This is a genomic window from Lacticaseibacillus casei DSM 20011 = JCM 1134 = ATCC 393 (assembly GCF_000829055.1).
Classification (GTDB): Bacteria; Bacillota; Bacilli; order Lactobacillales; family Lactobacillaceae; genus Lacticaseibacillus; species Lacticaseibacillus casei.
Genome location: NZ_AP012544.1, coordinates 2,388,260 through 2,408,448, shown reverse-complemented (window position 1 = coordinate 2,408,448; position 20,189 = coordinate 2,388,260). Strand labels below are relative to the sequence as shown.

General features: G+C 47.8%; 22 protein-coding genes and 2 pseudogenes. 4 read left to right on the top strand and 20 right to left on the bottom strand.

What is annotated here, in order from left to right; all coding sequences use genetic code 11:
• The first annotated feature begins 36 nt into the window (after positions 1 to 36).
• The 3 genes from LBCZ_RS11580 to LBCZ_RS11570 all read left to right on the top strand — a co-directional run bounded on the left by LBCZ_RS11580 (position 37) and on the right by LBCZ_RS11570 (position 3,055).
• On the top strand, positions 37 to 1,080 hold the full coding sequence (locus LBCZ_RS11580; RefSeq protein WP_025012563.1) for a dsDNA nuclease domain-containing protein: 1,044 nt from the start codon (positions 37 to 39) through the stop codon (positions 1,078 to 1,080).
• Positions 1,070 to 2,500, top strand: a complete 1,431-nt coding sequence (locus LBCZ_RS11575; protein ID WP_025012564.1) for an ATP-binding protein — start codon at positions 1,070 to 1,072, stop codon at positions 2,498 to 2,500. Before LBCZ_RS11580 ends, LBCZ_RS11575 begins: the two co-directional genes overlap by 11 nt.
• 141 nt (positions 2,501 to 2,641) lie before the next feature.
• Positions 2,642 to 3,055, top strand: coding sequence for a hypothetical protein (locus LBCZ_RS11570; protein WP_025012565.1), 414 nt, complete (start codon positions 2,642 to 2,644; stop codon positions 3,053 to 3,055).
• A gap of 61 nt (positions 3,056 to 3,116) precedes the next feature.
• On the opposite strand, the gene LBCZ_RS11565 is transcribed toward LBCZ_RS11570, so the two are convergent.
• The 11 genes and pseudogenes from LBCZ_RS11565 to LBCZ_RS11515 form a co-directional block, all read right to left on the bottom strand.
• Positions 3,117 to 4,040 (bottom strand): conjugal transfer protein, encoded by a 924-nt coding sequence (locus LBCZ_RS11565; RefSeq protein WP_025012566.1) that lies wholly within the window; start codon positions 4,038 to 4,040, stop codon positions 3,117 to 3,119.
• Entirely contained in the window at positions 4,037 to 4,570 is a 534-nt protein-coding gene (locus LBCZ_RS11560) for a hypothetical protein (protein ID WP_025012567.1), read from the bottom strand. Before LBCZ_RS11560 ends, LBCZ_RS11565 begins: the two co-directional genes overlap by 4 nt.
• Before the next feature lie 9 nt (positions 4,571 to 4,579).
• On the bottom strand, positions 4,580 to 5,575 hold the full coding sequence (locus LBCZ_RS11555) for a bifunctional lytic transglycosylase/C40 family peptidase (RefSeq protein WP_025012568.1): 996 nt from the start codon (positions 5,573 to 5,575) through the stop codon (positions 4,580 to 4,582).
• On the bottom strand, positions 5,572 to 7,665 hold the full coding sequence (locus LBCZ_RS11550) for a CD3337/EF1877 family mobilome membrane protein (RefSeq protein WP_025012569.1): 2,094 nt from the start codon (positions 7,663 to 7,665) through the stop codon (positions 5,572 to 5,574). Before LBCZ_RS11550 ends, LBCZ_RS11555 begins: the two co-directional genes overlap by 4 nt.
• Complete coding sequence (gene tcpF, locus LBCZ_RS11545) at positions 7,652 to 10,117, bottom strand: conjugal transfer ATPase TcpF (RefSeq protein WP_039639972.1); 2,466 nt, start codon at positions 10,115 to 10,117, stop codon at positions 7,652 to 7,654. The genes LBCZ_RS11550 and tcpF overlap by 14 nt, the downstream gene beginning before the upstream one ends.
• Positions 10,101 to 10,493 (bottom strand): conjugal transfer protein, encoded by a 393-nt coding sequence (locus LBCZ_RS11540; protein ID WP_025012570.1) that lies wholly within the window; start codon positions 10,491 to 10,493, stop codon positions 10,101 to 10,103. The genes tcpF and LBCZ_RS11540 overlap by 17 nt, the downstream gene beginning before the upstream one ends.
• 61 nt (positions 10,494 to 10,554) lie before the next feature.
• Positions 10,555 to 11,052 carry an antirestriction protein ArdA gene (locus LBCZ_RS11535; RefSeq protein ID WP_039639973.1) on the bottom strand — a complete coding sequence of 166 codons (498 nt, stop codon included), beginning with the start codon at positions 11,050 to 11,052 and terminating at the stop codon, positions 10,555 to 10,557.
• Between the two features lie 3 nt (positions 11,053 to 11,055).
• Complete coding sequence (locus LBCZ_RS11530; RefSeq protein ID WP_003606383.1) at positions 11,056 to 11,277, bottom strand: hypothetical protein; 222 nt, start codon at positions 11,275 to 11,277, stop codon at positions 11,056 to 11,058.
• Between the two features lie 98 nt (positions 11,278 to 11,375).
• Positions 11,376 to 12,110: pseudogene (locus LBCZ_RS16640) on the bottom strand (DNA-methyltransferase).
• A gap of 32 nt (positions 12,111 to 12,142) precedes the next feature.
• On the bottom strand, positions 12,143 to 12,580 hold the full coding sequence (locus LBCZ_RS11520) for a hypothetical protein (RefSeq protein ID WP_025012571.1): 438 nt from the start codon (positions 12,578 to 12,580) through the stop codon (positions 12,143 to 12,145).
• Positions 12,570 to 13,759, bottom strand: a pseudogene (locus tag LBCZ_RS11515) (replication initiation factor domain-containing protein). The gene LBCZ_RS11520 and the pseudogene LBCZ_RS11515 overlap by 11 nt, the downstream one beginning before the upstream one ends.
• A gap of 399 nt (positions 13,760 to 14,158) precedes the next feature.
• On the opposite strand from LBCZ_RS11515, the gene LBCZ_RS11510 reads away from it, so the two are divergent.
• A complete protein-coding gene (locus tag LBCZ_RS11510; RefSeq protein ID WP_025012572.1) occupies positions 14,159 to 16,360 on the top strand; it encodes an AAA family ATPase in 2,202 nt (733 codons plus the stop codon).
• A 64-nt stretch (positions 16,361 to 16,424) separates the two neighbouring features.
• Here LBCZ_RS11510 and LBCZ_RS11505 read toward each other — a convergent pair whose 3' ends face one another.
• The 9 genes from LBCZ_RS11505 to LBCZ_RS16635 form a co-directional block, all read right to left on the bottom strand.
• A complete protein-coding gene (locus tag LBCZ_RS11505; protein ID WP_070098475.1) occupies positions 16,425 to 16,637 on the bottom strand; it encodes a hypothetical protein in 213 nt (70 codons plus the stop codon).
• Positions 16,627 to 18,015 carry an FtsK/SpoIIIE domain-containing protein gene (locus LBCZ_RS11500; RefSeq protein WP_025012573.1) on the bottom strand — a complete coding sequence of 463 codons (1,389 nt, stop codon included), beginning with the start codon at positions 18,013 to 18,015 and terminating at the stop codon, positions 16,627 to 16,629. Before LBCZ_RS11500 ends, LBCZ_RS11505 begins: the two co-directional genes overlap by 11 nt.
• Positions 18,012 to 18,272 carry a hypothetical protein gene (locus LBCZ_RS11495; protein WP_191995924.1) on the bottom strand — a complete coding sequence of 87 codons (261 nt, stop codon included), beginning with the start codon at positions 18,270 to 18,272 and terminating at the stop codon, positions 18,012 to 18,014. The genes LBCZ_RS11500 and LBCZ_RS11495 overlap by 4 nt, the downstream gene beginning before the upstream one ends.
• A 45-nt stretch (positions 18,273 to 18,317) precedes the next feature.
• Positions 18,318 to 18,566, bottom strand: a complete 249-nt coding sequence (locus LBCZ_RS11490; protein ID WP_025012575.1) for a hypothetical protein — start codon at positions 18,564 to 18,566, stop codon at positions 18,318 to 18,320.
• Between the two features lie 34 nt (positions 18,567 to 18,600).
• Positions 18,601 to 18,837 carry a hypothetical protein gene (locus tag LBCZ_RS11485; protein WP_025012576.1) on the bottom strand — a complete coding sequence of 79 codons (237 nt, stop codon included), beginning with the start codon at positions 18,835 to 18,837 and terminating at the stop codon, positions 18,601 to 18,603.
• Positions 18,838 to 18,927: 90 nt separating this feature from the next.
• A complete protein-coding gene (locus LBCZ_RS11480; RefSeq protein ID WP_225421667.1) occupies positions 18,928 to 19,116 on the bottom strand; it encodes a hypothetical protein in 189 nt (62 codons plus the stop codon).
• A 73-nt stretch (positions 19,117 to 19,189) separates the two neighbouring features.
• Positions 19,190 to 19,561: a YdcP family protein gene (locus LBCZ_RS11475; protein ID WP_025012577.1), complete on the bottom strand. Its 372-nt coding sequence runs from the start codon at positions 19,559 to 19,561 to the stop codon at positions 19,190 to 19,192.
• 18 nt (positions 19,562 to 19,579) lie between these two features.
• The gene (locus tag LBCZ_RS11470) at positions 19,580 to 19,903 is read right to left on the bottom strand and encodes a DUF961 family protein (protein ID WP_025012578.1); all 324 of its coding nucleotides are present in this window, start codon (positions 19,901 to 19,903) and stop codon (positions 19,580 to 19,582) included.
• A gap of 42 nt (positions 19,904 to 19,945) precedes the next feature.
• On the bottom strand, positions 19,946 to 20,188 hold the full coding sequence (locus tag LBCZ_RS16635) for a hypothetical protein (protein ID WP_025012579.1): 243 nt from the start codon (positions 20,186 to 20,188) through the stop codon (positions 19,946 to 19,948).
• Between the last annotated feature and the right edge of the window lies 1 nt (position 20,189).

Sequence of the window (20,189 nt, the reverse complement as noted above, 5' to 3'; positions counted from 1 at the left end):
TTAAGTCAATTGTCATTACGGATTGGAGGTGGCGGAATGAGTGTGGGCAGTACAAACGCTTCGGGGACTCAGAGAGGCTTTCATTATCAAGACTTTGCTGCGCTGTATTTGCTAATTTTAAGGATAAAGGAAGTTGAGTGGATCAACGTGGAGGGCCAAGATGATATAGATATAAGATACGAGGATGGTTCAATGCATTACTTTCAGGTTAAGGAGGTAAAGAATATAGCCGCTCAAATCCCAGCAAGTTCAGTAAGAGACGCAATTAGAGTGCTCTCAAGCGACCTTGAATCTGGGCAAATAAACAATGAAATTCCTGAACTGGCCATCGTAACAAATACAAGTAAACCTTTTGGTAAGACTTCAGAAAGCGTCTTTGATTCGTCTTATATGAAGGTTTCTTTCCAGAACCTCTCAGAAAGTAACCAGAAGAAAATTCAGAAACATTTCAAAGACGCCAAGCAAGAAAATCCAAAGTTGTTTGAAACCGATTTTGATCCAACTCAGCTTACAATTGTAAAGATTCAGTATTCCGGAGAAGATGAAGAGTCTCGTCTGCAATCCCTAAAAGACATGGTACGTGAATTCCTCGTCACCGCTGGAATCAAACCAGAACAAGCTCCCAAGTTAATGAATACCTGGAGGTTACTTATTTCGGATTCAACCGAGAATCCTACTCAGGTGATAGACAAGCAACAATTTGCAGCCCATACTGAGGCAACGTTGATAGACTCACCGGATTTCGATACCTTCTTTGATGAATTTAATGTTGAAGTTGAAACCGAAGAATTTATAAGGAATGAGTATCGCGATCATCTAGAAATAATTAGCCATGATTATGCCATTCTGTCCAAGATAACCGGGGGATTCTCCGATTTTCAGAAAAAGACTCTAGGTGGATTAAGGCATAAGGAACTCAAAAATACATTTACCAATGAATTTTCAAAAGAAATATTGGCTGATCTGGGATTACAGGACAATGAACAGGATCTTGAAGTGAGCAAATTGATAATCTGGTTGGTAATTAGTAAAGCAAGTTATTTCAAATCAGTTGAGGAGGCGATTGGCCTTGAAAATTAAGTCCTTATCGATTAACGGTAATGCTATTAAGTTTGGCGGCCAGTCGACGCTAATTTATAGCGAAAAAAATAGTGCAGGGAAAACAACCTTGATTCGGCTGCTTCTGTATACGCTTGGGTATCCCATACCTTCCACCAAAGGACTTAGGTTCTCAAAAATGAATCTTTCCGTTGACCTTGAGGTTGGTGATAGTGAATATACAATTCATCGAAATGACAGTACATTATTTGTATCGAATGGCGATCAGGACGAGGCTGTATACAATGTCAAGAATGACTTCACGGAAATTCAGTCTATTATTTATTCGATTTCAGAACCGAAGATTCTTGATAGTATCTTGGGCCTTCATTATTTTGATCAAGAGAAGGGCTGGACTCTTCTAAACCGGGGGAAGGTAGTTGGCAATATTAGATTTAGTGTGGAAACGTTTATTGAGGGGCTGACAAGTTCCAAACTCAGTGATCTAAATGTAGAATTAGCCTCGTTGAAACGTGAGCAGCGAGCCTATAGACAGATTCGTGAGGTTTTGTCCGCGCGTGAAGAAGTTTCAGACCAAGAAGATTCAATTGAGTGGTCACCGATTGATAAGCTTCAGAGCGACTTACGTTCGACGGAGATGGAAATTCGAAAAATTCAAAACAGCATGGCCAAGTTGCAAGGAGTAAAGAAAGATAATTCAAGACTAATCTCGTTGATCGAAGGAATGAATGTACGTATCAAGACAACGGACGGAACCGAAGAGCGTGTTACAAAAGAAAATATCATTGACTTTGATAGTAATCAGGCGCTTATTACGGCTCAAATTGCGCGTTATAAGAGAATGTTAGATGAACTATCTGACGAGGGAAATCAGATTAGGAGGAAACTAAATTCCAGGTTATCGCTGATTGACGTTGATAGCCAAATGGATCGTTTTAATTTGGCAATATCAGATTTAAGTATATCCACGGACGATTTAGATAAGATTCTCAAGAACTATACTGATAATATAAGGAAAATAAACATAAAAATTAAGAATATTCTCCAAAAAACAGATATTTCAAGCAAACTATACTCGCGCATCATTGAATTTTCTAAAAAACTCGGTGTAGAGGACATGCTTGATACTGGCTCTGATTTTATCTTTACTAGCAATTTAAAAAGATACAGCGGTGCTAAGTTACATCTGCTGGTCTTCGCATACAGACTGGCTTTGTTGAAGGAGGTTCAAGAACGGTTTGGAGAGACATATCCAATCATCCTTGACTCTCCCTTGTCTGGTGAACTTGATATTGGGAATCTGACTAAAATGTTACAGCTGATACATTCAGATTTTTCTAAAAATCAATTAATAATCGCTACCATATATGACCTGACTCAGATTGACACGTGGGACCAGATAGTGAAAATGAGCGATGGTGTTCTTAATATCGGTTCATAATCCTAATCAATCCCTAGAATTTGCAGCCTTATTCTGCTCGGAATTCATTAGTGAACCGAGCTGCTTCACTAATTAGTTGCAATCCTGCGTCAGCATCTGGTATCCTCAAGCTCCAATATGAAATGGGTGGAGGAGTCATTGATGATTGGATCGTTGATTTCAACGGTGAATTCTGGACTTGATGCTTGCATTGACTTTGTTGCGAATGCCGTCGGCGGATTGCTTGTGGTACTGATTACGGGCTGCAGTAATGCGGTTAGCGTACTGTGGTGGCATGTGCTATCTCCGTTCTTCATGCAAGGCTGGGTGATGATTACAGTGACACTGCTAGTCTGTGTGCTGGCATACTTCGCATTACCGCTGTTCTTGTGGTTCTTCTATTCAGTCATGCGCGTGGTCGTCATCCTAGCGGTTACAGCGTTAGCAATCTTCTTCATGTTTCAGGTCGGTAGAGTGCTTACTAAAATTGCAATCTTAGCCATCGTCTTCGGCTACCTACCATACGTACTCATTCGTGAAGTCCGCGCCCGTAATACGGCTACACAGCCAGAATAACGACAATACCCGGCACGACCTACTACGCTAGTTTCAGCGTGAGGTCGTGCCGGGTATTCTTTTAGATGCCGTCAGTGATTATCCAGTTGTTGCTTTGCTTGGAAAGGGTCAAGCTGTATTGCGATACTTGGCTCATATTATTGTCAGTGTCGAGGTACTTCACAGATAAGTTGACGGTGAGACCATTCTTCGTCTGCTTGAAGACCGGATCTAGCAGTTCCACGAACTTGAGATTGCGTTCGATTGGGCGCGTGCCGTCCTTGACGTAATACTTGAGTTCGTTGCGATCACTTTTCGGGTACAAGGTGAAGAACGTCTTGAGGAACTTGGCTACGTCGTCTGCGGTGGCACTGTCTACCGAGTTGTCGGATTGCGTATCTGGCAGCTTGATCCGTGCCGTCGCCGGTTCCGCAGCGATGGTCGGATTCCTGGTGATCACCATATCACCGTTGCTATTTTGCATGATGTTAATGGTGTAGGTGCTGGTCACAGACTTCCTGTCTTTGCCCTTGATAAGATCTTGCTTCACCGTGAATAACACGCGAAATGTGTCTTTGGCAGTTTTGCTCACATCCCAGACTTTGACCTCGCTAACTGTGGCCGTCGTCGGAATATCACTTCGCACGGTGTCACCGTTCAATGCTTGAAGCTGCGCCACGAGGTACGGCTGCAAGGCTTTCTGACGTTGGTCGAGCGCTTCGTGGTTAGGTTGCCACGAGTAGTAGATTTTTGCGAAGTCGGTGGTGAAGGTTGCCAAGGCGTGCGTGTCGATCACCTTGGTCTTGATCACTTGGACTTCATGCACCGTGTGGGTGTCAATGGCGGTCATATTCTTGTAAACGCCGAAACTGGTGCTACCAATCAGTACTGCCCAGCAAAACAGCGTAACCGGACGGCGTAATCCGTGGTGTTTAATTTTGGGCGGCTTTGGCTCAGCTGGTTTTTTCGTGAACCAGCCGTTCTTTCGGTTTTTATTTTTATTCAAGGTTCGTTCACCTTGTCCTTTCTAATTTCATAGCAGCGGTAAAAGTCATCGTAAATATCGAGAAAGCGCACGAACAGGCGTTGTAGCGAGATACGTTTGTAGCCCTCGTAGTCGGTTTCGATATACTGACCGAGATCACGATCGTTGTTGAAATATTCTTCGGCCAAGTAGCGTTCGCGGTCGAGAATATACTGGCGATCTTCTGGAACGAAGACCTTGCCCTTGAGCCATCGATCAACGGCCACTTCATGCGCGACGGCTAGGCGATACTCGCGCCGGTGTCCATATTCCATCTCCGGCATTCGATCAACAAAGCGGTCGAGAACGCGGCAGAGATCGTCAGTGTTAGGCAAGCGTTGTTTGAAGAACTTGATGCGTTCCCATTCGCTGGAAGCGAAGTCGAGTTCTTTGTTTCTTAGCGCGCGATTGTCACCGAATTTAGGATCAACGTGCGCCTTTTGCAGCGCGTCGTCGTAGGTGTTAGTGATGAGATCCATCCAGTCAAAATAACCGATACCGTTTTGATCCATTGTCGTCACCTACTTCTTCACACGCCCAGCGCCGATCAGGTGGGCTTGCCAATAGCTTGAGTTCAAGTCAGCGTAGCCGAGCGGATCACCTGCGTTGTACATCTTCATGTTGCCGACATAGATTCCAACATGGGTCACATAGTCGGCTGTGTCATAGGTTGAGTGGAAGAACACCAAGTCGCCTGGTTTGGCGTCTTTGATGTTCAGATGTGCCGTAGCGTCGTATTGGGCTTGTGCGGTGCGGGGAAGTTTGATCCCAGCTTTGCCGTAGCACCAACTAGTCAGCCCGGAACAGTCAAAGCCAGTTGATGGCGTTGAGCCACCAAACACATAGCGTGAGCCTTGATACTTGAGCGCTTCGTCCATGATGGCTTGCACCGCCTTGTCATCAAACTTCGTGCCACCAGTGACGAGGTATTGCGAAATGACAGGCACGTAGTACATGTTCCCATAGGCGTAGCGCCAACCGTCCTTAGCAACCGCGTTGGTATAGGTGACTTTCTTGCCACCAGACTTTTCTTTGGCAAACGACGTCGCCAGCGCCAGCGTGTACTTGTTGCCGTGCTTCGCAACGTGATCAATAAAGCCGCCACCGTAGTTATAGCTTTGAATCGCGGTATTGAGATCTACACCGGCAGTCTTCATGCTTTTGAGTAGTGACGCGAAATACTTCACGCCTTGCTTGATGGACGCTTCGGTATCTAGCGTATTGACCGGCAGTCCTAGTGATTCACTAGCTTGCATCACATCGCCACCCTTGCCACCGGATTCAACCTGCATGATGGCAAGTATCACCATCACCTGGTCTGAAATGCCGAACTCCTTGCAATACTTTTCAACCGTCAGCTTGTGCTTGTAGACTTCAGCGGATAAGTTCATTGCATCGGCTGTGATCGCAGAGGCCGGCTGATCTTCGTCATCATCAGAGGCGATGACTGCAAAGAACAGACCGCCAATCAACAGTATTGGGAGTGCGGCAAGAGCTAACCAGCGCCAAAGTTTCATCGCTTCTTATGCCCCTTAGCCTTTTTGATCCGCTGTGGCTTTGGGGTGCGTGGCTTGGCTGGCTTTTCGGAAACGAGGGTCAGTGGCTTCTTGGGTCTATTCGTTGGTGGGGCTGGTTCTTGCTGCGGTTTGATGGTGGGTTCTGCTTGTGGTTTCGTGACTGGACGTGGAGGCCGAGTTGAAGTTGGCCTCGTGGCAGCGCGCTTTGGTTGACCGCTAGTATCAGTTTGTTTTGGTTTTGGTTCTATGGGTGTGGCAGTTGTTGGCTTACGAGTTGGCTCAACCGGTGGTTTGGTAGCCGTTGGTTTTGGCTTTTCAGGATCAGCTTTCGGCTTGATTGCGAGTTTGCGTTCTTGCATTTGCTTACGCCGCTGCTCAAGCTGCTTATCACGTTCTTGCTGATTGGCTTCACGCCGACCCTTGAAGCTATCCTTCGCGGTTTCGGCGGCGTCTTTAGTCAGTTGTTTGCCTCGATGAAGACCATACAAAACGTTGGTTGGTGCGTCCTTCACTTGATCAAGGCCACGCTTGGTCTTGTCTTTGAGATTGTTACCGACATCAGATACATCGGCGAGTTTCTCACCCAGTCGTTGGCTGCGTGACTTCTTGGGTTCTTGCGGCTTGGCAGCGTCCGCAGTTTGCTCGCGTTGCGTGCCAGCTGGGAATTGCGGCATTCCGCGCCCCTTACCATAACCTCGTGACAAGAAACGTCCTGCCATCGCGCCACCCATTGCACTACCAACGAACTGCCGAATCATTCGGTTACTACGACGCGAGAAGCGTTGTGCGCCTTGTTGTGCGTCAGAGCTGTGGAGCTGCATCATGCCCATCAAGTCGCCCAGTTTCATCCAAATACCGGCGAAGATAGTGACTTGCAGGAAGGCCACGAGGAAGAACGGTGAGGTAGCCGACAACCCATAGACCATTGCCGATAGCGAGAATGCCATCGTGATTACCAGCGTCACGCCAACCCGCGTCATGATCGTGTTGAATAGTTTCATGATGTTTTGCTTCATCAGGCCGTTAAATGACGGTAGCATGGCAAGCAAGAATGATACCGGCCAAAATGTTGCGTAGATGATAAAGAGTATCTGGCTGAACAGCATCATTGCCGTCAAGAAGAAGACAAACAAGGTGATTGCGATATTGAACAAGACAACAAAGGTAGTAGTGCCCAGCCGATTGATCGTCATGGTTGGTGAGAGGTTATCGTTGTCATTGTCTTCAATTTCGGCTTTCACCACGTCGGTGCGAGTTTTGCCTTTGTCGCCAAACGGGTCGGTTTTCATCAACGTGTTTACACGGCCGTTGCCGACGGTATCGGCGTCGCTGTCGCCGAACTGCAAAAGTGTCCACGGCTGCTTCACTTGAATCTCAAAGAGGGTATCGCGGATTGCATCGACGCCTGATTTATCGGTAGCCGTATCAGTACCCATGATCATCTTGGAGCCAGTGTTGAGGGCGCTGGTGCTGATGTCAGAACTGAACTCGTTGATTTTGTTGACATAGTCCGGGGCGTAGGCGATAAAGCTGGCTGACGTGATGAAGATCACCACGAAGTTGACGATCGCCGAGATAGCTTTTGAAGTTTCGCGCTTGATGATACCGGTATACGCGACGTAGATACCGACCACTAGCGTAATCATCAGGAGCATTCCGGGATAAAAGCCGTTAGTGGTGAAGCCATTTTTGGACACGCCAGCCAAGAGCTGCATGTTCTTCCCAATCGCGTCGGACGTATCTTTGATGAAATCCAGCGAGTAGGCTTGCTGAATCAGGTAGCCCGCAGCGTTTGAGAGGTAGACCGAGAGTGTCCACAAGAAGTTGGTGATGGCATACAGGCCATAGCTCACAGACTTACCGATGCCATCGCCCCAGTTCCACGGGAGCCAGTCCCAACTCGTATCGACGAAGTAGTCGAGCTGGTAGTGTGACAATGGATACTTGGAATACTCGTTAGAGCCGCCAGACTGATCATCAACTAGCCCGGCAGCGTGTACTGGTTGACCGCCGGCAAGCACCAACACCAACATGAATGCCGCGACAACACCGAGGAACAGCAGTAGCCGTCGACGTTTAGCTTTCGTCATCAGCGATCACCTCCACGGGCTTCGGTGGCCGAGTGTCAAAGGCGTGGTGTAAGTGCTCAAAGATGTAGTCGAAGTGCAGCACACCGACGTGCCCCCAAATGTCTTGGAATAAGCATTCCCCATTATCTAGTGATCGAAGCCGGTTCTGATTGCCTTCGTCTTCGGCATCAAGGCCAAAGAAGTTCAGCGTGTTCTTGATTTCCGTGATGTCGGTACTACGGAAGGCAAACTTCTGGGCGATATTGTTCTTCATCTTTTCGTCGAGTAAGTCGTCCGCATTTTGAGTGACGAGGTAGACCCCGGCGTTCATGGAACGACCTTCACGAATTAGCTTCATGGATAACGCCTTACCCTGTGCCACGTTCAAGAACGCCCAGGCTTCGTCCAAGTCCACAATCTTGAACTGGGCGCGGTCTTGGTGAATGAAGTCGATGGCGAACGTGCTGATAATCATGAGCATGGCGACGGACAGCATTTCAGCAGTGATATATTCTTCCTGCGTCTTGTCGGCGTCCGGTAGTACCAAGTCTGCGATTTGCACGATGTTGATTTTGCGATCAAGCGCGATCGTTCGGCGCGCGGTCCCGTCAGAGAACAACAATGCCGCAAAATCATAGTCCGTAAAGGATTCGATATGATCGGCAATGTTGCGCGCAATAGGCGTGTCTTCGCGGCGGAGTTCATCAATGACTTTCAACAGTCCCGGTTCGGGTGCTTGTGTTACCGCGCGAATCGCTTTGCGCAGCGTCGGGAAGCGGTCGGCGTCACGGCTTGAGATCCCCGTGAGGAAGGTCAGGGTGTCAACGGCCAACGATTCCGAATCTTTCAAGTTGGACAAGATGATATAAGGATCAAGCAGCCCACGGTTTTGTTCCTCACTGGTCAGATTGACGATGTTTATCTCGTTGTCCATGAAGTCTAGGTTTTCTGCCCACCCAGTACGCTCTGACTTCGGATCAAGAATCAGTGCCTGTGCCCCGTAAAGAACGGCGTAGTAGACAAGTAAGTTGTTGGAGAAGGACTTACCACCACCCAGTGAGCCGAGGAAGGTGGCGGATAAGGCATTGGTAACAGTGCCTTTAATGCCTTGCGCCGCAATATCTGGCTGCAAGTAGACGTTGCGTCCGGTGTCCACGTTGTACCCGATGTAGATGCCTTCTTTTTCGCCGAGCGATTGTGTCGCACCAAAGCCTAGTGAGGCGATGAAATCGCTGGTCACATATTGAATATAGTCGTTGATGTAGCGCTTCGAGGCAGGGATAAACTCACCGTGCAGTCCCAGCATGTCGCCGAATGGGCGCACGAGCTTGATGTTGAGGCTGTCGTAGAAGTCAAGTAGCTGATCGGCACGGCGCTTCATTTCATCTTTGGAACGCCCAGCTACGCGAATGACATAGCTGATCTTGTACATGGCGTCCTTAGTCTGATCAAGGTTGCCTTCAAGCTCATCGACTGAATCCAAGGCGTCGCTGACGCCGCGTGTGGTCTCGTTGCCGGACTGATAAGCATGTTCGTCGAGGTCTTTCAACTCCTTCTTTTTGTTACGCACCTTAGTCAATGCCTTCTTGTTTGTCACGATCTCAACGTTCAAGCTAGTGTCGATTGGAAAGTCAAACTGACTTTGCTGGAAGTAGAAGATCTCGCTGCCGGGAAATTCGAGTTCACCCACGATGTCGGAAAGCGTCAGGTACGTCACGTAACTGCTATCCAAACCGTGGGTAATCTTGATTAAGCGTTGGTGCTGCTCAATCAGTGAGCGGGTTGGCTTGATCAAATCATAGCGTTTGATAATCGTGTCGCGCTTAGACTTCTTGCGGGGTAGGTGATAGTCGTAGTCGTCGTAGTCCTGACCCGTCATGCCGTAGAGGTGTTCGAGCAGGTAGCCAAAGTCGTTTTTATCGAGCGGACGGACTTTGAACCGACGGCCGATCTTCTCGTCGAGAAATTTTGCGGACTTGGCGTAACGTTCCACTTCGGCGTTGTTCATCGTGAAGAAGTCACCAGCAAACGTTGTGTTGAACTCGGCGAAGAAGTCCCGAATGCCCAAGGACATATCCTTGAAGATAGACTTGGCGGTAACCTCTGTGTCGTTCAGTAGTAGCTTAAAGCCGATGAAGAAGCGGTAGTCCACTTGATTGTCACCGACGTTTTCGGTCAACGCTTCGGCTTGGCCGTCGATATGCTGGAAGGCGATGTCTTTGAGCGTTCCTTTGACCAACTTCTTCGAGCGGTCGAGGGTGTCCCGGACACTGGCTTCGGTGGCGAGCTGCAATAAATGGAGCTTGCCGTCACGGTTCTGGGAGATCAGTTGACGGAAGTTCTCATGGACTTGTTGCTTCTGTTCGGGTGACAGAAAACTGTAATTGTAAGGGACTAGTTCAAAATAGGCGAAACACTCCCCGTCAGTGTTCCAGACGAGATTGTCTTCGATATACTTAATTGGAAAGTTCATTGTGGTACCTCCAAACGTAGGTCACCGCTGTGTCTTGTTTCTCTTTTTGCGACTTCACGGGTTTACCAGCATAGGTGAGCTTCGGGGTAATGGCATAGTTGATCACCGACCGCAAGAATCCCAGTGGCTTCTTGTTGTCGAAGGTCTTTTGACTCATGAACCACGTGAGCCCGGCAGGAATGCCAACGTGCTTGAGAAATGCGCCGTCAATGAATGACAGTGGAGGCAAGTCGCCCAGCAGCATGATCGCAAACAGACTGACGATGAACCATGTCATCTGGGTAAAGGTGATTGGAAATGGTAGTTGTAGGTCATTGATGGCATACAGCACCTTTTCCACTGACCAGATGCTGGTGTAAGATCTGACTTTCTTCATGTGATCTCCTTTCGTAGTGAGATAAAAAGGCTGACGCCTTTTGCAGCGTCAGCTCAGATAGTTAGTCTAATAATTGGTAGATGCCATAAGGTGTTTCAACGAAACCTCCTTCAATTTCGAGGTCACGTCCGACCTTGGCATAATCGATATAGTTTTCGACTTGTGGCGGAATGTCGCCGAACCAGCCTTCATCAGCCAGTTCTTCGGCCAACTCCGTCATGTTCGCAACGTGGTAGCAGGCTATGTCATCCTTGTGGGCAGCAAGTTCGATCACGTTGTCGTACCATTCGCCGATAAGCTCTTTGATGGCAGGGTAAATCTCGGTGCCTTTCAACGCTTCAATGGCTGCGGCAGCTTCGTTGATTTCCCCAATCGTTGAATACTCACTAAAGACAACAGGGCCTTCGTAGTCCTGAACCATGTACTCTTCGTACTGGTCGTTCAGTCCTAGCTTTTCGGTGAATTCTTCGTTGTTGATTGGTGGCGTGAACCAGGCACCAACAATTTTACCTTCATTATATTTGCCAAGATTAGCAATAAAGACTTTGATGTCGTCCATAGGCTAAGCCCCCATGACGCGATTGAACAGATTCAGCAGCACGTCTTTGACGCCAGCGGTGTTGAACACCAGCCCCACGGCAATGATCGCAATGACTAAGAAGCCGATGAGCTTGGAAAATTCACGCTTGAAGCCGAGGTAGACCCCAATAATGGCAATCGCCATCAGTACCAAGCTCTGGGCGTTTGAAGTGAACCAATTAAACAAGTTTTGTCCGAAATTCATAATAATCATCCTTTGATTTTTAGTTTTGTGAACAGAGCTCCTTTCAAATATGCCGCTGTTTTGTCGCGGTCAGCGGCGACCGGATCAGGGATAACGAATCAGAAAAGCTCGGTTTGAGTTGCGTGGTGGTGCTTGATGCGATCAAGGGCACGCCGCCAGTATTCTTCACTAATTTCATAACCGATGAAATGACGGTCAGTGTCCATTGCGGCGATCGCGGTGGTGCCAGACCCCATACAGTAATCCAGCACGATTTCACTGGGCTGGGTGTAAGTCTTGATGAGGTAGGCAAAAAGATCGACGGGCTTTTGTGTCGGGTGCCAGCCGGTGCGATCAGACTTGTAGTTGAGCACGTCAGACGGGTAGTTCGTCCATTCTTACGTGTAGCTATCGGGAGCGTTCCACGGGTGCAGCTGATTTGAGTTCTCGTATTTGCGTGAGTTGACGGTTTTGTTATAGGGGAGCAGTCCTTGGGGGAAGTAGTTCATACCTTTGTTATCAGGGGAGTTGCCAAAGTTGGCCGTACCTGACTTGGAGAAGACAAGAATCTCCTCGAACCGGGATAGCGGGCGGTTCTTAGCATTGACGAAGTTGGTGACAGTGTTCTTGATCCAGACCCACTTGTAGCGATACAAGGCCGGGTTTGATTGTACTAAGTCCGCAGAGAAATGTTCAGTTGCGGTGAGCACAATTGCGCCTTGAGATTTGATGAGCCGTTCGTATTGAACCCAGAGGTGTTCAAACGGGATCCCCTTGTCCCAAGCGTTGGCGGTGGTGCCATACGGCAAGTCGCACAGAATCATGTCGATGGAGGCTGTCGGTAATTCTGCCATGCCTGCCAGACACTCGCGATTGTAGATGACGTCTAGTTCGATTGCATTGATACTCCTTTAGTTGAATTTGTAACCATCACTCCTTTTTGAATTGCGATTGTTTTGGCGCGGTCAATCGCGACCAAGTGGGTTAATCGAAAAACAGGATTGAAAAACAGGTCTTCCACCGGTAACGTGAAAACCGGCCAGCCTGATTCTTCGGCAGTTTGATAAAGCAGCCAGCGCAGTTCGCCGTAGTTCAAGGCGCGCCCATCGCGGCCAATCAGTGCCGCCGGGTGTTCTTGTTGCTGGTGCCGCCAAGCGATGTAGTCTTGTGCCGTGAAGCCAAAACTGTTCATATCGCAGATACGTCGGTACTTCTTGTGCTCGACTACGCCGACTAGTGCGGCCTCGTAAACGTAGACGTTCAGCACGCAGTCTTTGAATGCCTTGCCTCGCAGCGGGTGGGAAGCAAGCACGTCATTGACCAAACATGTCACCTCCTAGCTCCTCGCTACCGACAGTCTGTTGCTCAATTAGTTTGAGGTGCTTGTCGGTTAGTTCAGCTCTTTGATCATGAGCTGCAAGTCAGTGGTGCCGAAGTAGTTGTCAATTTCCTTGATGACTTTGAGTGTGGGCATGACTTGTTTTTGGAGCCACGCCTTGGTTTTGTTCAGGTCAAAGGGCTGGGGATCGGTAGTCAGACGGATCGGCTGGCGGCCTTTGCCAAGGAAGTATGCCCAGCGTTCGTTGAGCGGCCACTTTAAGCGGCTTTTGTCCTGGACTTCATCCACAAAACGCATGTAGCGGGTGATGATGCCAAATGCGACCTTTTCGGCGTCACGGGTAATCAGCATGTTCTCAATCGCCTTAATCGCCCGTTCGTTTTTTAAACGAATTTCAAACCGGTTGATGATTGGCGTGTCGGCAATCGAGATGCCACGCTTGGCAGCTTGTTCGGCAGCCTTTTCGTAGATGCAGAAATACACGTCGCTTTTCATCGTGCCGACATAAAGCGTATTGCCCCGGCCAGCCTCGTCGAGATCCACGAGCTTGCCTGATTGCAGCCCTTGGAATGACCGCATGACAAAGATGCACTCGTTGTTCAGACACTTGTCGACCAGTTCAGGGATATTCAGCAGGCCAACCATGTCGTTAATCGCAATATCGACCCGCTTGAAAATGCCGCCAGCTTCATCGACCCGTAGGAAGTAGTCGTACCAGTTCTCACCGTGGCTAAGGAGAATACCTTCAAACTCTCGGCAGCCTTGGCCTTTCATTTCAACTAACGTGCCGAGATTGGAGCCAACTGGTGCGACCATGACCTGAATATTAGAGAAGATATACATGGCCGAATAGCCGTAGAAGCCGTGTTCCTCGAATATCAGGTGCTCCGGGGTCAGTCTGAGAATCTTGGTGATCACGGACTTGGCGTCATGTGTGGGGAACCGCACGCGCATGTAGTCAAACATTAGCGTCAACTCCGGTTCATCGTTCCAGTTCTTGAGCAGCCGGTCGATTTCCATTTGCAGCGACGCACTAGGGCTAGTCTTACCGTTTTCCACTTGGACGTAATGCATCCGTGTGACACCTAAGCGTCGGGCGACTTGAGCTTGCGTCAGTTGTAATTGTTTGCGATGCAGCTTAACTTGTTCATGCCAAGAAACCACATTTTAGCCTCCTTTGATTTTTGAACAAAAAAATGATGGATGCCGGGTGCAATCCATCATTTTGTGATTATTCAATTTAAACCTGTCATATCAGGCTTTCTACCTTGTGTTCAGGCACAGACGTTGTATTTAATACCCCCCTGTTAGAGTACTGGGGGTATGCGGTCGGCTGACGCCGACCGCAGCCACTCACGCTTGCGGCTTTCGCGCCGCACGCCGCGCGTGGTGGCACGAATCACCAATTGGTGGATATTCCAATCGATGACATAAGACTTGATGATGATTATAATAAAGATATTACGAAGGAGAGACACTATTAAGGATCCGTTTTCTTTTTATTTAAAGTGTCAGTGTCTGAGGATGAATCAGGAAACTTTAACCGAGGGGGTGGGCGTTTATATGATTAAGGATATTGACATGTCCAAGGTGGACTTTGCTTTTGATGCTAATTCTGTGGTGAACGATCTTAAACACGTAAATTATTTCTATGGTAAGAACGGTACAGGAAAGTCCAGCATAGTTAGAACGTTGATTGCACAATATGGGGATGAGTACAACATTGAGGTATTTTCTGGAAGCACTTCAGTTATCTTCAAGAATGAGCAAATCGGAGCAATCTCTCTAGGCCAGGAAAATGCACAAGCAGCCAAAGAAATTAAAAGGATAAATAAGGCAATTTCAAACCTTGATGCAGATTTACTCCCTCCCAAAACAGAGAATAAAAGCGCAAATTTATACCAGCAGCGTAGCCAGGCGATACAGGCAGAAAAAGACTCAAGCTCCAAGCTAAATCGGTTTTACCAAAAGGCCGCCAAGAAGTTAAAGGATGAACATACCTTATTGACTGGACCAAATTATTATTCCCCAAATTTTCAAAAGGATATTCCCAATGCGAGAGAAATGACTGAGGGGGAAATGAAGAATGTCAACACGATTCTTTCCGCGCAGACTATTGAACTCAGTGGCTCAAAAGCCCCTCACCTGCCACAGCTTCCTCAACTTTTGAGTCTTAAAGATGCTGTTAACGATATTCTAGAGGCTTCAGTGCAATCACGCGTCGTTCTAGAAGAATTTGAGAACAAACCTGAGAAGCAGAACTTTGCGTATCAGGGAATGCAGATTCATTCACGGAATGCGGAGGAAAGATGTGCGTTTTGTGGAAATCTTATTAGTGAAGAACGTTGGAAAGAACTCGACAATTATTTTTCAAATGAAGTAGAAAAACTTCAAAATCGCATCAGAAATGGATTAAAGCTTATTGAACCAGCACTTCGACAGGTCGATAAAGAAATCTTTTTTCCGCAGAAGGATTGGCAACCAACACTTTGGCCTAATCAGAGTTCGGCTCAGGCTTCAGCAAATGAACTGCGTCTACGCATTGGAAAGTACCTAGATATGCTTCAGCGAGCCTTAATCAACAAGCAAGAGAAAATTTTTCAAAAGGTATCACCAATTGATGCTGAAGTTCCACCAGATTTTAGTGCGATGCAGGCTACTTTGTCGGATTTATGGCAGCAAAACATAGCCTATAATAACCAGCTGGGCGAGAAAAAAACATCCATCAGTTCCGAGCTGTTACACCATTACGTATATCTTGAGATGCAAGATGGTGACTACGACAAGCTGCGGTCATCATATTTAGAAGCAGAAGGAACAAGGAAAGCATTGGATCAGCAATATTCAAAGAAAGAACAAGACAAGATTCAGTTAGAAGATCAGAGGGCTGATGAATTAGCTAAGACTGCCAGTGAAGAGCAAGCTGCAGTCGAAATAAATCGGCTTGTTCGTAATCTTGGTGATGAGAGCTTTAGTTTGCATCCCGTCGTCCGTGACGATGGGCAGAAGGGTCTTTATCAAATCATTGGTCGGGACAAGCAACCAAGAAAATTGTCCACCTTGAGTACAGGGGAGCTCAATTTAGTTGCGTTTTTGTGGTTTCGTTATCAACTAGATGATATTGATAATAATGATGGACGGCAGCGAGTGATAATCTTTGATGATCCTGTGAATAGCAACGACGACAGCTCTCAATATCTAATCATGGCGGAGATACAGGCGCTGATTGAAAAAAATCAACTTGATCAGTTTTTTATCTTCACCCACAATAACCATTTTTACGTACAGCTCCGGCCGAATAAGCCGGACTATTCAAAGAAATGTTTCATACATCTTCGCCGTGCAAATAAAACCACCGTCAATCGAATTACCTCTGAGTCCGAAGATCTGAGCAGTATATATGAGGATCTCTGGGCAGAGCTCAAGTTTTTGTATAGCAAAGGCCGAGTCGTATCTACTTGGAATTGCATGCGGCGAATTCTTGAGACGTATGGACGTTTTAATTATGCTAATCAAACACCCACTGAATCAAAATATCATCTCTCAAACGATATCGATCGTGTGTTGTTTACATCGCTGCTAAAAAGTCTTCACGTCAACTCTCATATAGGAATTGACACGGATCTAGATCTTTCAGATCGAAACATGGATTCGCTGCTCCGAGCGTTTTATTCGGTCTTTTGCTCACTGGGCGCGTCTGAACATTTCGAGGCATACTGGGGAGTTGACTTACCGCAATTAGATGTGGATGAGGAGCCGGCGTAATTTTCATTGGTTTCGCCGTCTACGGTGAAATAAGTCAAAATTATTTTGCTAACTCCGTCTGAACTCATACTGAACCAAAATAGTTTCTGAAAACGGTCAGTCCGCCGGGAACGCATCCAGATCCTTCAATTTGGGTACTCGCGTTTGGGTACTCGCGATCGTGCATCGCCATACATTCAAGTTGATTTTCCGTGTCTTCGTCAGACTGGAAAGGAACGTTTCCCTGAAAGTCATTGAGGAATTGCGTGCGGTTTTCGATTTTGACATCAGTGCTCATTTGGCACCTCTTGTTTTGTTGGGGTTGCAGGAATGGTATTGGCTGCGGCACCAATTTCGGCCAGAAAGTCATAGCCGTGCGGTACTAGCGGTGTGTAAAATTCAGAGATCACGCTACCGCCAGTATCAACGTAGCCGCGTCCCTTGATTGGCTTTTGAAAGAAGTCTTTATTGGTTTCGCCGAACATCATGGAATAGCCCAGCTCATTCATGCGCCCAAGCGCAATGCGGAACATAAACTGATCTCTGATCCCATCGCCCAGATACTTTGCGTCAGGGCGTTGGCAGGCCAATACGAGAAAGAAGCCCGCTTGACGGCCAAGCATGACGATCTGTTTGAGCTTGGACATGACTTGCATGGCATCGCGTCCCAAGGCATCCATGAAGGCAACGTATTCATCAAAAATCAGGAAGTGGGCGGGTAGTCCAAGATAGGCGTAGTTCTCGCCGGTCTTGTACCCGTCCATTTGTTTCATCTTGTCGTTACGTGCCATCATATCCTGATAGAAGGTTTCCACTGCACCCAGCATGGCTTCCTTCTTGGAATAAACTCCTGGCATCACATCAGCTAAATCAGCGAGGTCAGCATTTTTCGGGTCAAGAATAGTGAGTTGGGCACCGTCTTTCAGCAACGCTTCAATCAGCGTCAAAATGAAGTAGGTCTTACCACCACCCGTGCCACCAGCGATTAACATGTGAGGCAGCGCATCATAGTGCCAAGCCACAGTTTCCATGAGCTGCATGGAGCCATGTTCACAGGTCACGTCAGCGATGGTGATACGCTTGCCAATAGTGTCGTAAAGCAAGGTGTACTTGACATAAGAATCGTGCAGGATCTTGTCGACCAGCTCACAGTAAAGACCAGCTTCTAGCTTCTTTTCCAAGTGCAGGAGCTGATCTTGATAGGAAGACATGACGATTTCAACGGAAACGTGAATCAGCCCATCCTTGAGCTGGTAATAGATTTTTGGAAAGTGCGAGATCTTCTCTTTGGTGCGCGTTGAGCCTAAGTCCTTGAAGAAACTCTCGCTGTTGGACTGGTCAGTTTGGTACCACTTGTTCTCCATGATCATGCGGGCGAGCTTTTGGCGGTGTTCCATCTGCTTGTAGGAATCCGCAAACCAAGTTCGATATGCCCACAGACCAACGCCAAAGAGTAGTGCCGTGCATAAACTGTTAATAACCAGCGGCAGCCATGACCAAGGCAAGGCCACCACGTCCGGCCAACTAAAGAATTTCCAGTTGATTTGTCTTAGCAGCGGCCAATAGGCAATCACAGCCCCAATTACCCACAAGCTAACCACAATGGTCATCGCAGTGTTGTAAAGCAGGTTGCGTTGACGCGGATAGACCCGTGTACCGCGATACGTGATTTTCATTCGTCAAGATTTACGCCGTCGTAGCCAATTACAAGACCAAGTGGGCTACTTGAAACGTTGAAACTAAAGCGCGCGCCTTGGAGATAGGCTTCGGGTTTCGCACATTGCTCGTTGGCTAAAATTAAATCACAAGCATTCATACCAGCTTGAACCGCGTGATTAGCCGCGTTGATTAAATTGATGATGACGTCACCAGTGGGTGATGCACCGTTGTCAAAGTCAGCAATGCGTTCGTAGTGAAGTTGAAAGTCGTCCAAGTTGACGAGAGTTACTTGATCGTTTATAGTTTTCTCCTTTGGGCGTTACTTGACGCCAATGTATTTGATAGCGGGTTGTCGGTCTTCGGTGTCGATATTAAAGCTGAATTCTTTGGATTCGTGATCGCGGGTACATTCGCCGTCTACCCAAATGGAAAACGGTTCGCCAGCAGTTGCCTGTTCGGCAGCCATCAGCACCATGTCGATCAAAGCTTCCGGGCTAGGGTCGTGGAAATCAGGGTCAACTAGCGCGGGGTAGTCTTCCAAGAATCCGTCGATATTCATTGCGGACATTTTCGAGCTCCTTTCATTTGTGATAATACGAAATTCAATCCACCCCCATATAAATCACGGTGTCTTCAAGCAAGTTGAAAATGAATTCCTTTGGCTTGTCATCAATCATGTTGTCATCAACCCAGATAATGAATTGACCGTCCATTGCCTGTGCTGCGGCATCAGCGACCAATTCCCGTAAAAAATCAGCGCTTGGGGGAACGCCATCCGTTCTGACAAGTCTGGTGTAGTCTTCGATGAATTCGTTGATTTCAAGATTTTGTGGCTTCATCGATCTCACATCCTTATTCATCGTTGACGCCCAGATACGAGAGCCGTAAGCCATCCTCACCCTCGTATGAAGTGAACGAGAACAGCTTATTCATGCCGTCGTTAGAGTCTGTTCGCTGTCGATATGCAGGTGTTGGTAGGATTCAGGGCTTTCTTCCATGAGTGCCACCATGTCTTGCAGGATCTCGTCTGGGTCAAGGCGGTAGTCGTTGTCGATTTCTTCGTTATAGTCGTCAATGAACACTTCACGACCAACTATGGTCAGGGTAGAAGTCATCATCTGTGATCAACTCCTTTCGTTAGTGGTAGGCCACCGCCGCAGTGGCGGTGCGCGCGAGGAGTGGCGCTGTGAGCTATTTCTTGTCATTGTTGTTTGGCTTCTCCTGCGGCTTGACCGGTGCGGTGGCAATAACGAGATTCTTGGCCTTCATGTACCACGAAGTTTCAACGCGGTTGAAGTTCGCGTTTGCTACGGTGTCGATCACTGGGTCAACTAAGGTGACGATTTGGTTGTACTTGAAGTCTTTGACCCCAGCCTCGGCCGGAATGGAAACCTGAATCATCATTCCTTGTTTCATAGACTTCAAGTCATAGGTGCGCTCCTTCACGTCGTCGGTACGGTTGCCGTCCTCGTCTTGCACGAAGCGTTCACGGCGCTGGCCGGAGAATTTCAAGACGCCAAAGGTTTCTTCTAGGTCGATAACGATGCCTTCTGCTAATCGCATGTAAGTTCCTCTTTTCTCTTATTTGACTGGGACAATATCGTCGGCATTGCAGATGTAGCGCACAAAGGCTTGTTCACCGATTCGGTAGCCAACGGTCGCAATGCGCGGTTTGATGATGGTGACTGGCGCATCAACCTCAATGCTTTCGGCCTTGTCACCTTTCTTCGCCGGAATGGTGATCTCGATGTTGTCGGTACGCTGCAAGTCGGAGAACAACTCGTAAGTGCGCGACACGACCTTGCGATTATCGCGATCACCTTCTAATGCTTCGCGCTTGAGCGAGCCGAAGTACAGGTGACCGAACGTCTTTTCAATATTTGGTGCAACGAATTTGAGTTCCATGGTGTAGCCTTCCTTTCGTATTCAAAAAGCCGGGTAGTTGGGCTACTCGGCTGTGGCTTGGTGATGGTATTCGGTTAGTTGTTGAAGTAGGTGGTCATAAAACGATTTGGAGATTGGGTGAACCGTGCGACCATCCGCGTATCGCGGGAACTGGATATACCAGCGATACTGACCTTCGATGAGCTTCACGTTTTTCAAGATCAACACATGATCCAGGACGATGTCGCCCTGGAGTAGGACGTCGCCACCGGGATCTGGGTACATATTTATAGAAGAAATACGCATG